Origin of the sequence: Methanobrevibacter sp., assembly GCF_045611865.1 — an archaeon.
Taxonomy (GTDB): Archaea; Methanobacteriota; Methanobacteria; order Methanobacteriales; family Methanobacteriaceae; genus Methanocatella.
The window spans coordinates 139,754-151,481 of the sequence record NZ_JAZKXX010000060.1 but is presented as its reverse complement, the minus strand read 5'-3'; the positions used below and the strand labels follow the sequence as shown (position 1 = coordinate 151,481).

Here is an 11,728-nt window from a genome sequence, read left to right as displayed (position 1 = left end):
ATTGGTAAATAAATTTATACATAACAAACTTAAAGTATTAATTATGGAAATAGAACTTGATAAAATTGAATCTAATAATTATTACGGCGAAGTCTTAGCTGTAATGTCTAATTATTTAAAGCTAGTGAAAAATGCAAAGAAGAAAATACGTGGAACAAATACCGAAGCAATCCTGCTAACTGGAATTGCATTGGTGTTTTAGTAATCTTTACAGGCCTATATCTGCTGGACCAAAGCTATACCTTATACCCATATGTGATTATTATATTTTCAATTGCATTAGTTTTAGGCATAATCTATAATATTTTAATCCATAGACGAATTTCAAAGCTAAAAAATAATGATTTGGAAAAGAAGTTAATCATTGAAGACGACTATGTGGAAATGAATATTGGAGAGGAACAATTCAGGTTAAACTTTAAGGATATCCACTGGATTATTTTAAATAAGTATTCAATCACATTTCTTCCAAAAATTGAAGGTGCTAAATTAATAGCTATCGAAATTAAATATAAAGATCAGGTAATTAGTAATATTAAAGAGAAAAGCCTCATTATTGACAATTCTAATTTATACTAAATTTTATTTTTCGAAATTAGATAATCCCTTAAATATTAGGGTTTTGTTTAGCAATGCAATAATGACAAGTTGCATTGACATTATCCATGTGCTTTTCCTTAACGGGACAGAAATATTCGCCATTTATTTCTTCAACTTTAAGATTTCCAGGAAATTCGCTTCCAACATGGTGTATTGGCTCTTCTGTGATATATGTTACATATAATGAAACAACGGCATAAACTAATGGGAATTTGTCTCCCTCAAAACCAGGTAACGCCTCTTTTTCAAACATTCTCTCAAGAATAGGAAATGTTTCATCAAAGGAATTCTTATTAATATTTGAGTCATCGTAATCTTTTAAAGCGATAAGCTCAGTTATGCGCAATATGAAATTCTTAATATAAATTTCAAGGAAGTGTTCACGATACTCTTCATCGAGATACTCGCCTTCTTTTCTCATACGTTCTGAAAGACCCATTAAGTCATATACACTAATTGTATGTGCATATTTTTTAAGTATTCTCATCAATTCGCTTTTTTTAATAGAATCCTGTGAGGACAATTCCTTTAATTCCATAAGAATATCTTCAGGTTCCATATTATCATATTACTTTTATTAATTAAAAATATTTTTTGTCAAAATATGTATTTTCAGAGGATATAACCTTTTCATAGGTTAATAAGTTACTTTTTTACGTTAACATAACTGAAAATCCAATCATTCCTCTTTGCGATAGTCAATAATCGCAAATATTCTTTTTATGCTTGAAAATGCAGTTTCAATAGAAGCCATCGAAGTGCTTAGTTTTTTAATAGGTTTAGTCAATAACTGCCCATACATGATAACCACCAATAGGGTTCCCAGTTGTATTTCACCAACTGATAAAAAGTAAATGCCTGCCATATAAACAGTAATATTACTTGCATTTGTTAAAAAGGTTGTAACAGGCTCCATAATATTAGTAATGTTTCTAGATTTGGCATAATAGTCAATTACAGTTTGGTTGATTTTTTTAAACCCTTTTTCATGGAATGAATCACGATTTGTGAGACCTCTTTCAAAATAGCTCATCAATCGCCCCAAATGCTTTTGATGGCCATCATAATAATCTTTAGATTTATAATCGCATAACGAAAAGGAAATGACATAAATCGGCAATATCCCAAGATAAATTAAGCTCAATCTAAAGTCTGTCATCATCATCAGTACTATTACAAGGACTATCGATAGGATTTGCGCATAAATTTCAGAAAATCTGGTTGAGACGAACTCCCTGATGTTCATCACATCATTGTTTAATCTGGACATGATAAGACCCTTTGAGTTTTCCTGAATGAAAGCGGGCCCGACAGCATCAATCCCATCAAATAATTTCATTCTTAAATTATAGGCCACCTTTTCACCCATAACTCCCATTATTCTTTTAGGAGACAATTGAAGCAGATATCCTGCAGAATATAATACCAAAAGCAATGCCAGATTAATGTAGATGGCAGCATCGTTGGATGAATTCACATTGGAACTCAATAAATTAACCGTCTTTCCTGCAATTTTAGGGGCATAAACCATGCATAATGTGGATATCGTAAGCAAAATCATTGATATGATTACTTTGGCCCTGTCTTCGTTTAATATTAGAGTGAATTTTTGGGAAATGTCCTTTCTTTCATCCCATATGCCCTTATTCTGCCAGGATACATCTTCCTCTACAATTTCTATTCTTTTTGAATTAACTGGTTTTTTGGATTTTATGGTTTTATCTTCCAGATTCAGGACTTCCTCCAAACGCACAGAAGTGGCATATGCACGTGGCCACCTGTCAATTAATGCCGGGAGAAACGCCAAGGTACTGATGAAGTAGGCAACATATATAAGAATAATGAATGAATCAACTACACTGTCGGTTTCAAAGCCAATGGTGTATCCGGAATTAACCATTGCAAATGTAATCAAAACAATAGCATATAAACCCCATAATAATACTGGCCCAAGGTAATATTGGCTTAAAATATAGGTGACATTCTTATCATAGGAATTCTCACATGCCTCTTCAAATTCCTCTTCATACTCCTGTTTATTGAATGGAATTCTGCCTGCAATATCACTGATTTTGGATAAAAACATCAGGTTCAGTTTTCCGTATGTCTTTTTGGCTCTGAAAAATATTTTCACAATTTGTTTCATTCTAAAAATCAGAATCATGGCAAGAACACCAACAAATGCCAAGAAGAATAGCGCATAAGTTCCGTCAATCAAGGCTATTTCATAAATAATTGCTATGAATGTAACTGGAATCAACATTAATTGTGTGAGTATTATCACTATAAACCCCTGTTCTGAGGACATCCCCCTGGTTGACCGTGTAACCAGCCCTGAAATTTTAAATTGCTCAAGTTCCTCACTAGGCAAGTTCATCAATATATGAAAGAGTTTCTCACGGACCGTATATGCGGCATTCGAAGCCACTCTTGTTGAGAGAAATGAAATGACATAAATGGCAATCATTGAAATGACTGTATACAATAACATGTATGATCCGGATTGGACAAGCAAATCGATTTTCTGTTCTTTAACACCGGTCAAAGCCGCACTGAACAAATCAATTATTTCCATTTGAAAGAATGTCTGAATGATTATTAAAGCGAAAATAACCAATATTGTCTTCCATTGGAATTTCAGTGAAACCTTCAAAAACTTTCTCATGAATTTTATTTTATTTTTTAAAATAGATATACATTATTCCCTAATTCATGAAACATGAAACTTCATAATTATCCTTTCAAACCATCTTAACTCCTAGTTGAGAGTTAAATACAATCAACATTACTAGAAGCAAAGATTCGTACTTATAGTGGCATCATAATAAATATTATGTATTTTATATTTTTTGAAAGTGAACACCTGTGTAAAAACACTCTTAAAATAAGAAAATAATTAATATTCATGGCCTGTTAAGAGTAACCCACCTTCTGTTTAAACAGCATTCATCTTAGCGAACTACCTTGCCTACAACAGAGATTATCGGCATCTTTGTTCTTGCATCCTATGGAATGGCCGTTTCACCGATTCTTTTAACATCCTCAATTAAATATCATCGTCTACTGTTAAAAGCCGTGTCGTTTCTGCTCCAGAGTCATACTTCTCAGTATACGTTTTTCAACGCCATAGTTCTGTATTGATGGGCGGAGTTTCCTTAGTTAAAATAACCAGCAGCTGTCTTTAACTTGCCATGAAAATATTAATTAAAAGTAGCAGGGCCTAGATTTGAACTAGGGATCTCGGGGTTATGAGCCCCGCGGGTTCACCAGACTACCCCACCCTGCTATACGAAAAAAGTAGTACAAGTATTTAATAATTATATTAAAGATTATATATAAATCTTTCTACAAAAAGAAAAGATTAAAGAAAATAAGATTAATTATTTTCTAATGATTCTATTCTTTTATCTAAATCATCTAATTTTTCTTCAGTAGCTTTCTGGAACTCAGCGGATGATTTTTTAAATTCATCAAAGCTTTTCTCTAAAGCATCAACATTACTAGTTGTTTTGGAAAATTTAGATTCTAATTCTTCTAAATCATCAGTAGTAGCTAAAGACCAATCTTTAATTAATTGATCACTTTTAGCATCTAAAAATGCGTCAATTTTGTTAGAAAATGCATCTGTATTTAAACTAGACATGTCAATATCGCTTAATTTAACTTTAATTCTTTTAGTCATGGAACCTTCAGATTCATCTGCAGCATCTTCTTTAGGTAAATCATCATATGCAGGCTCTGAATCCCTATTTAAAACTTTATTCATATGAGCATCCGCGCTAGTCGGAACATAATTACGTAGTTTATTCACATGTTCAGGACTGTTTAATAAATAATAATAAACTAAAACTGCGATTGCAATAACTAAAATAATAATAGCAACTGCTTCCATAGCATCCATTTTACCACCTATTTATCCATTTTTTTAAGTTTGGCTTCTTTTGCTTCAATTTCTTTAAGCATTTTTTCTAACTTTCTTTGTTCTGTTTCAGCTTCAAGTCTAGCTAATCTTTCATTAATTTCAGAATGAAGATAACCTACATTGCTTCTAACTTCAGTTGTAGATTGTCTAATTGCTGAAAGACTATCTTGTTGCTCTTGTGGCAATGGAATTGGATTGTCCATTAATCTTTTAGATTCTATGTCTTTTTCTACCATAGACATCTTTTTAAGTTCAATTTCTTTTTCAAGCATTAAAATTGAATTTTTAGATTGTGCGACTTTTCTCCATTGATAAACAATAATTATCAATACAATTGCAACAATTACCAGTATAATTAAATAAAAAATTTGATTTGGTATTGTAGGAATAATATCCATTTTTTTACCTCCAATTATATTTATAGAGTAACGTAATATAAATAATAATATAACTTTATCAATTATATAATTAATTATTTAATGTGAAGGTAATATTTTATGATGGAATCATATATAGAATCAGGAAAAATTGCTTCAAAAATACGTGAAGAAGCATCAAAGATGATTAAAGACGGGACTTTAGTCATTGACTTAGTAGAGTACGTAGAAAGCGAAATCCTAAAATCTGGTGCCCAAATAGCTTTCCCATGCAATGTATCATTAAATGAAATTGCTGCACATTACACTTCCCCTGCAGGAGATCAGACCGTAATTCGTGCCGGAGATATGGTTAAATTAGATTTGGGTGCAATGATTGACGGATACATTGCAGATACCGCAATTACAATAATTGCTGATGGAAACATTGATGAAAATTACACTCAAGACGAAATAAATTTACATGAAGAGATTGTTGAAGCATCAGCAGCCGGCCTTGAAGCTGCAATTGCAACTACAAGAGCAGGTATTGAAGTTTCAAAAATTGGTGCTGCAGTCCACGAAGCCATATCAGAATATAATTTAAATCCTATTTTTAATTTGACTGGACATAGTTTAGAGCAAAATAACCTTCATGCAGGCATTTCCATTCCAAATTATAATAATCATGACAATTATATCCTAGAAGAAGGCCAGGCAGTTGCAATCGAACCATTTGCAACCAATGGAGAAGGTATCGTGAATGATTCTCCAGGCCATTACATATTCTCATATATGGCAAATAAGCCTTTTAGAATGAAAAGCACTCAAAGAGTCTTAAAGTATATCCAACATAATCATGCTTACGTTCCATTTTCAGGAAGATGGATTACAAGTGAATTTGGAGAAAGGAAAGGAAATATTGCTTTAAAACAGCTTTCAGATGCAATGGCAATCTATCCTTATGCTCCATTGCGTGAGAAAAAAGATTGCTTTGTCAGTCAAAAAGAACATACTGTTGTTGTTGAAAAAGAAGGTTGTACTGTTACAACTATTTAATTGAAGAGATACTCTCTTCATCTTATTTTTTAAATATTTGCAAAAATAATTTATTAACTAATTTTAAGAAATTTTAAATAAAAAAAAGAAAAAAAGAAAGAAGATTTAGTATATAGCTGGGATTTTGAGTCCCATTTTAGCTCTTCTTTCACGTTCTGCAGTGTTTTTGTCTTTTTTACCTTTAGCTAATTTTTCAAGTAAAGGAAGACCAGGTTTTACTTCATCCATTGGTTTTGTTTCAATTAAACCAGCGGAAACAGCTGCTTTGAATACGTTGGAACCAGCATCAGTTCTGGTTAAAACAGTAGACCATCCGTCAGGAGATCCAACTGAACCAGTTGATACATCAGACCATTCAGCAACATAGTCTTGACAAATGTTACATCCAGCTTGTTCGTAACCGTGGGTTTCCTTAATAGCTAAACCACTGTCTTCACCGTCTTTGGTTAACCAGAATTTACCTTTACCAATGTCCATTTTACTAGCATCTTGTAAACTGTCAAATCCTAATTTTGCGGTTGCAAAGGTATCAAGAGAAGCCATAGGGAAGTTTTCCATACAGTAGATACCGACGATTAATTTAATTTTGTCAGCAACAAATCTTGTGAATGGATAAGCTTGTGCTTTTCTTAAACCTTGTGTTTGACATGGAGTTGCGACAACTCCTACTTTTTCAAGACCGTATTGACGGGTTGCTTCTTTTAAAGCGGATAAGGTTGGGGACATTGAGTATTTGGTTCCTGCAGCTGCGATAACTTCATCGGATGAAGTTACTACAGTAGGAATTGGTCTCCAATCATCATCAGGAGTTCCAGCAACAACTGCACCTTCAATGATTCCTTCATCGAGTGCGTAACAGAGTAATGCTGAAACAATTCCTCCGTCTTGTGATACGTCTAGAATTTTTTTATCAGTAGATCTTGCAGATACTGCTTCTTTATAAGTACCTAATGGCATGTTCATTCCTCCTAAAGTCCTGTTTCCTTTTTAATTCTTCCTTCAGGTAACCATGACCTTGGACACATCATATAACAAGATCCACATTTAATACATCTGTCTCTATCACAGCTAGGTCTACCTTCGGAAAAGCCCATTGCTCTAGTTGGACAAGCAAGAGCACAAGTTCCACATCCAGTACATAATCCGTGACGGATTACGTTAGTTAATACATCACAGCCACATCCTTTATCACATGCAGCCCAATCCATTGCTGGTTTTAAGTAATCTAAGTCTCCTTCACATAATGCAACAACTGCTTTCGCAATCATTTCAGGAGCGACAGGACAACCAGGAAGTGCTAAATCTACTTTAACTAATGCGTTAATTGGTAAGAAGGATTCGTGTTTAGGTTGTGCTTGTTGACCCCCACGAGCGAAGGTGGTGAAACAACCAGTTACAGCACAAGATCCAAATGCGGCGATTAAACCAGATTTTTCTCTTGCTTCTAAAAGTTCGTGAACACTGTGTTCATCTTGTAGACATACAGATCCTTCAATTAAACATAAGTCCATTTCTGGCATTTCTTCAGCATAAGTACCATGAATCCATTTATCTACTAAAGTTTGTCCGTAAACAATGTCAACCATGTCAGTTAAAACTGTGGATAAAATATCATAGTTTTCGGTTAAAGACATTGCATCACCAGTACAACCACTTAAGTGTATGTAACCAATACGTGGTTTTGAGGAAGCAGCTTTGGTTTCTGCAGGTGCTTGGGTTTCTGCAGGAGCAGCTTCAACTTTTTCTTCTACTTTTGGTGCAGGTTCAGATGAACCTCCAAAAGCTTTTTTCAATTTATCAAACATTATTTTACCCCGATTTCATTTAAAATAATATCAATAGCTTCAGGAATTGCCTTTTCAACAGGTTCTGTTAAACCCATATCTACATCCGGAGTTGGAATCTCAGCCGGTTTACAGCCAACAACAACGACTTCACATTTTTCGGAAATCTTTTGAAGAGGTTCTTCAACAGTTGCACCATGAGGATTATCATATTTTCCTATTTTCATAATATTAGGATCAAATGTATCTACAGTACCCGGTTCTGCATTGAATTCAACAACATCAATTACAATTAATTTTTTCCAATCATACTCCTCATATAACGGGAAGAAATTAGTTGGAGCTGCAGTTCCCCCATCAATGAACTGAACACCGTCAGGCAGTGTGATATCTTCAAATTTCTCTTGTATTTGGCTTAAAATATCTTTATCAAATTCATCTTCAACATATGAAGTAACAGCCGGATCATAATAATCGTTTTCATCATTAAAATATTTTTGTAAAATATTAATGACTATTGGACCAAAACCATCATCTTTAAATAATACATTTCCACATCCAATAACGATAATATCCGAATTATAAGGCATTAATTTTCCTCCACTCTAGATTCTCACCATTTCATTTTTGAGAATGGATTTATCTTCGTCATCAACAACCATTACGTGAGTAGCACATGATAAACAAGGGTCGTATGCTCTGATAACATGTGGACCAAATTCGTGATGGAATCCTTCGGTTGCAGGACCCATAGTTGGAATGTTCCAAGTAGTTGGCACAATTGCAGAGTAGAATTGGGTTTTTCCTTCGACAACTTTTGCCATGTGTACATCAGTTCCCCTAGGACCTTCGATAACACCGAATCCGAGTTCACCAGTTCCTCTTTTATCGTAACTTACATTAGCAGGTGCGGAAGGATCAATTGCATCTAATGCTTCCATACATGCATCGTAGTTTTTCAACATTTCATCTGCACGAGCAACGTGTTGTGCAACTACACCTTTATCTTTGAAACCTGCAAATTTTTCCATTCTTGCTCTTGGACCAGTTTCAACGTTTTCACCATTCAATAATGGAATTACTGAACAACCTCTTTTACCAATTTCAGGGTCATCATACCATGCTTCTGGTAATACTTCAGAGAATATGTCCATATCAAATTCGTTGGTACCATAAGTTGCATCGGTAGCTAATAATGGTTGGTTAACTACACCTAAATCAGCAGGTAAACCTGCTTCAGCTACACAGTTTTTGATAAATTCAACGTGTTCTTCAAGTTGTGGTTTTAATGCAGTCATTCTTTCGACTAATCTTTCTTTGGTGAATGGAGTAATGTTTCTTGCCATACCACCAACTCTTATATCAGATGGGTGAATACCTTCACCAGCAATCATGTCAACAACATATTGAACAACTTTTCTTACAGCACTTACACTGTCAACTGCAGTTGCAAATTTGTCATCTGGAACAACATCAGGAGCAACTAAAAAGTGGTGAATTGCTGCACTGTTAATTCCGTGTGCTGCTGCGACAGCTTTTCTTAACAATTTACCTGCTTTAGGAATTTCGATTCCTAATGCCATGTCCATAGCTTCTGCGGATGCTAAAGTGTGTGGAATTGGACATACTCCACAAATTCTTTGACATAGAACAGGAGCGGGTTCAGGTGCTTTGTTAAGAACCATCTTTTCTAAACCCCTTACAGGAGTTATACTAAAATACATACCTTTTGTAACTATCCCTTCATCATCAACTTCCATGACGAGTTCGGCATGGCCTTCTTGACGAGTTGTAGGAGATATAACTACTCTATCTTTCAAATATGTCACCTCAATTAGAAATTAGAAACTAACGTATATATCTTTATTATTAAACATTTATAAGTAATACTGAAAAATTAATATAGAAACATATATATTCTATGAAATACTAAAATTATTTATTATACTTAATAGGAGGGAAAAGAATGGATAAAGCTAATATTATAATTTCAATTATTGTCGTTTTATGTATTGCCGCAGCTGTTGCAGCATACGGTATAACTAATAGTGATAGTCCAATATTTTCTGACTTATCCAGTATGTCCGCAAGTAATGATGCAGGAAATGGAATTGGTAATATTTCAAGTTTAAATAATGGTACTGGTTCCTCTGTAGCTACTACTTCTTCAAGCAGTGGAAGCACCGGATCAGGCAGTGGAAGTTCAAGTTCTGGTGGCTCAAGTTCTGGTTCAGGTAGTGGATCAGGAGGCTCCGGTTCAGGAAGCGGAGGATCTGGAACAAGTACACACTTATCATATTCACAAGCCCAAAGTATAGCTAATGGTGCTATTAGTGAAGCAGGATGTTACGCTGGAAATGGAAGATACAGTGATGGATACTGGATTTTTACCATATATGATGCTAACGGTAATGCTGTAGATGGTATCGGTGTAAACGATGCTACTGGAATGACTGAAAGAATGTAAGGATTTTTTATATCCTTTTTTATTTTTTTATATAATTCGTTAAATATATATAATACAAAAAATAAATTTATTATTGTTATATGTAAGGGCCCGTAGCCTAGCTGGATAGGGCGTCGGACTTCTAATCCGAAGACCCCGGGTTCAAATCCCGGCGGGTCCGCTCTTACAAATACTTTTTTTAAAAAAACAATTTTACAATATTTTTTAATAATTTTGGGCTTGTAGCCTAGTCTGGAAGGGCGTAAGACTCCTAATCTTAAGATCGAGGGTTCAAATCCCTCCAAGTCCGTTTTAATATTTAATTAAAAATTGTCTAAAGTAATTTCACGACTCACAGGTTCTTTTTTAAAAGAAATATTACCATATTTTCCCCCACCACCAGGAATAACTTCAATAGTATTATTTCTAAATGATTCAATAGCCAAAGAAACCTTTGAATCAATGTTATTAATACTTTCCAAAGAAGTATTAACTAAAACATCAATTTCTGTTCCAAAATTATCTATCAAAAGTTGCCATTTTCTTTGAACTGTTTTTGTGGTGACTCCTTTATCATAAACGGCAGATATTAATTCGGCTAAAGGCATTAAATGAACATATTTTGGTCTAAATTTAGGATGTTGAGGCTCATTTAGGTCTGCAATTTCTGAAATTCTAAAGTCAACACCTTTTTTAATTGTTCCACCACAACTACATTTCATCTTATTTTCCTTTGCAATTAATGGATCAACTAATTTAAAGCATTTAGTACATGCAGTCATGTGATACTTTCCCAAATTTGGTACAAGTCCATAATTTGCCTTAATTTCCTTATGTTTAATGGCGTGTTTAATTGATGAAAATGAAATGTCTTCCATCTCGATTTGATTAAACTCCCTACCTAATCTGTGCGGCCATGGCGAATGAGCATCTGAATTTGTAAGAAATGGAAAATCCTTAAGTTCTGAAACTTTGTCCGCCATGAAAGTATCTGCTGAAAGACCCAACTCAACAAAATCTGGCTTTTTTTCATAGCAGTCATAAATACTGTTGTATGATTTATACATTCCAGTCCATGGAGTAAATGCATGTGCAGGGCCAATCAAACAATCATACTCCTTAACAAGTTCTAAAAGTTCAGCCCCACCATAGTTAGTTTTAGGCCTTCCATCAATTGATTTATTTTTTGAAGGAAGTTTTTCAGATAACTCCCGGGCTATTTCCAAGTTAGGAATAATGATAACATGGTGAATTCTGTGTTTTCCTTCAACTTCAGTTGTTAAAACAAAATCAACATCATCAGTTGAATAAATTCCATCACCAGAATAGGTTGTGCTTTCCTCAATGATATCTAACCAACCTGAATGAAAAGCATCCCCTGTTCCCACAAGTTTTAATCCCTTTTGGGAAGCTTTGGGAGCGATATTTCTAATTAGCATATCCTTTGATGATGCCATTGAAAAACAACTGTGAATGTGAAAATCAGCATTTACTAACATGTTTAATTGTTAGAATTTAAAATTATATTAAATTATTTAAAAAAAAGTAAAAAAGAAATATA

The 11,728-nt window shown here is 34.1% G+C and carries 13 protein-coding genes, 3 tRNA genes and 1 other RNA gene; 6 read left to right on the top strand and 11 right to left on the bottom strand.

Annotated features, from left to right (window positions below; genetic code table 11):
* Positions 1-43 precede the first annotated feature (43 nt).
* Positions 44-202, top strand: a complete 159-nt coding sequence (locus tag ACKI32_RS06450; protein WP_407414663.1) for a hypothetical protein — start codon at positions 44-46, stop codon at positions 200-202.
* 53 nt (positions 203-255) lie between these two features.
* Positions 256-579: a hypothetical protein gene (locus tag ACKI32_RS06445; RefSeq protein WP_407414661.1), complete on the top strand. Its 324-nt coding sequence runs from the start codon at positions 256-258 to the stop codon at positions 577-579.
* Positions 580-607: 28 nt separating this feature from the next.
* On the opposite strand, the gene ACKI32_RS06440 is transcribed toward ACKI32_RS06445, so the two are convergent.
* The 6 genes from ACKI32_RS06440 to ACKI32_RS06415 all read right to left on the bottom strand — a co-directional run bounded on the left by ACKI32_RS06440 (position 608) and on the right by ACKI32_RS06415 (position 4,920).
* The gene (locus ACKI32_RS06440; RefSeq protein ID WP_407414659.1) at positions 608-1,159 is read right to left on the bottom strand and encodes a DUF2115 family protein; all 552 of its coding nucleotides are present in this window, start codon (positions 1,157-1,159) and stop codon (positions 608-610) included.
* A 120-nt stretch (positions 1,160-1,279) separates the two neighbouring features.
* A complete protein-coding gene (locus ACKI32_RS06435) occupies positions 1,280-3,265 on the bottom strand; it encodes an ABC transporter transmembrane domain-containing protein (RefSeq protein WP_407414657.1) in 1,986 nt (661 codons plus the stop codon).
* A 243-nt stretch (positions 3,266-3,508) separates the two neighbouring features.
* Positions 3,509-3,790: RNase P RNA component (gene rnpB, locus ACKI32_RS06430), an RNA gene on the bottom strand.
* Positions 3,791-3,811: 21 nt separating this feature from the next.
* Positions 3,812-3,886 (bottom strand) — tRNA-Met (locus tag ACKI32_RS06425).
* Positions 3,887-3,976: 90 nt separating this feature from the next.
* Positions 3,977-4,501, bottom strand: coding sequence for a hypothetical protein (locus ACKI32_RS06420; protein WP_407414655.1), 525 nt, complete (start codon positions 4,499-4,501; stop codon positions 3,977-3,979).
* A gap of 8 nt (positions 4,502-4,509) precedes the next feature.
* Positions 4,510-4,920: a hypothetical protein gene (locus ACKI32_RS06415; RefSeq protein ID WP_407414653.1), complete on the bottom strand. Its 411-nt coding sequence runs from the start codon at positions 4,918-4,920 to the stop codon at positions 4,510-4,512.
* 99 nt (positions 4,921-5,019) lie between these two features.
* Here ACKI32_RS06415 and map point away from each other — a divergent pair, with 99 nt between their 5' ends.
* Positions 5,020-5,937 (top strand): type II methionyl aminopeptidase, encoded by a 918-nt coding sequence (gene map / locus ACKI32_RS06410; protein ID WP_407414651.1) that lies wholly within the window; start codon positions 5,020-5,022, stop codon positions 5,935-5,937.
* A 105-nt stretch (positions 5,938-6,042) separates the two neighbouring features.
* Here map and frhB read toward each other — a convergent pair whose 3' ends face one another.
* From frhB to frhA, 4 genes are read right to left on the bottom strand one after another with little or no spacing between them, the layout of a single operon-like run.
* Positions 6,043-6,894, bottom strand: a complete 852-nt coding sequence (frhB, locus tag ACKI32_RS06405; protein WP_407414649.1) for a coenzyme F420 hydrogenase subunit beta — start codon at positions 6,892-6,894, stop codon at positions 6,043-6,045.
* Positions 6,895-6,905: 11 nt separating this feature from the next.
* Positions 6,906-7,742: a coenzyme F420 hydrogenase subunit gamma gene (gene frhG / locus ACKI32_RS06400; RefSeq protein WP_407414647.1), complete on the bottom strand. Its 837-nt coding sequence runs from the start codon at positions 7,740-7,742 to the stop codon at positions 6,906-6,908.
* Positions 7,742-8,311, bottom strand: a complete 570-nt coding sequence (gene frhD / locus ACKI32_RS06395; RefSeq protein ID WP_407414645.1) for a coenzyme F420-reducing hydrogenase, FrhD protein — start codon at positions 8,309-8,311, stop codon at positions 7,742-7,744. The genes frhG and frhD overlap by 1 nt, the downstream gene beginning before the upstream one ends.
* A 15-nt stretch (positions 8,312-8,326) precedes the next feature.
* Positions 8,327-9,541: a coenzyme F420 hydrogenase subunit alpha gene (frhA, locus tag ACKI32_RS06390; protein WP_407414643.1), complete on the bottom strand. Its 1,215-nt coding sequence runs from the start codon at positions 9,539-9,541 to the stop codon at positions 8,327-8,329.
* Positions 9,542-9,687: 146 nt separating this feature from the next.
* Between frhA and ACKI32_RS06385 the strand changes: the two genes are divergently transcribed.
* The 3 genes from ACKI32_RS06385 to ACKI32_RS06375 all read left to right on the top strand — a co-directional run bounded on the left by ACKI32_RS06385 (position 9,688) and on the right by ACKI32_RS06375 (position 10,477).
* Positions 9,688-10,188, top strand: coding sequence for an endoglucanase (locus ACKI32_RS06385; protein ID WP_407414641.1), 501 nt, complete (start codon positions 9,688-9,690; stop codon positions 10,186-10,188).
* An 86-nt stretch (positions 10,189-10,274) separates the two neighbouring features.
* A tRNA-Arg gene (locus tag ACKI32_RS06380) sits at positions 10,275-10,348 on the top strand.
* A 55-nt stretch (positions 10,349-10,403) separates the two neighbouring features.
* A tRNA-Arg gene (locus ACKI32_RS06375) sits at positions 10,404-10,477 on the top strand.
* Between the two features lie 13 nt (positions 10,478-10,490).
* Here ACKI32_RS06375 and ACKI32_RS06370 read toward each other — a convergent pair.
* Positions 10,491-11,666, bottom strand: coding sequence for a TIGR00375 family protein (locus tag ACKI32_RS06370; protein WP_407414639.1), 1,176 nt, complete (start codon positions 11,664-11,666; stop codon positions 10,491-10,493).
* Positions 11,667-11,728 lie beyond the last annotated feature (62 nt).

Bases quoted from the DNA above. Each gene is read 5' to 3' on its own strand.
- ACKI32_RS06370 (WP_407414639.1), bottom strand. From the start codon at position 11,666: ATGTTAGTAAATGCTGATTTTCACATTCACAGTTGTTTTTCAATGGCA.
- ACKI32_RS06435 (WP_407414657.1), bottom strand. From the start codon at position 3,265: ATGAGAAAGTTTTTGAAGGTTTCACTGAAATTCCAATGGAAGACAATA.
- ACKI32_RS06450 (WP_407414663.1), top strand. From the start codon at position 44: ATGGAAATAGAACTTGATAAAATTGAATCTAATAATTATTACGGCGAA.
- ACKI32_RS06420 (WP_407414655.1), bottom strand. From the start codon at position 4,501: ATGGATGCTATGGAAGCAGTTGCTATTATTATTTTAGTTATTGCAATC.
- map (WP_407414651.1), top strand. From the start codon at position 5,020: ATGATGGAATCATATATAGAATCAGGAAAAATTGCTTCAAAAATACGT.
- frhB (WP_407414649.1), bottom strand. From the start codon at position 6,894: ATGCCATTAGGTACTTATAAAGAAGCAGTATCTGCAAGATCTACTGAT.
- ACKI32_RS06440 (WP_407414659.1), bottom strand. From the start codon at position 1,159: ATGGAACCTGAAGATATTCTTATGGAATTAAAGGAATTGTCCTCACAG.
- frhD (WP_407414645.1), bottom strand. From the start codon at position 8,311: ATGCCTTATAATTCGGATATTATCGTTATTGGATGTGGAAATGTATTA.
- frhG (WP_407414647.1), bottom strand. From the start codon at position 7,742: ATGTTTGATAAATTGAAAAAAGCTTTTGGAGGTTCATCTGAACCTGCA.
- ACKI32_RS06385 (WP_407414641.1), top strand. From the start codon at position 9,688: ATGGATAAAGCTAATATTATAATTTCAATTATTGTCGTTTTATGTATT.
- ACKI32_RS06415 (WP_407414653.1), bottom strand. From the start codon at position 4,920: ATGGATATTATTCCTACAATACCAAATCAAATTTTTTATTTAATTATA.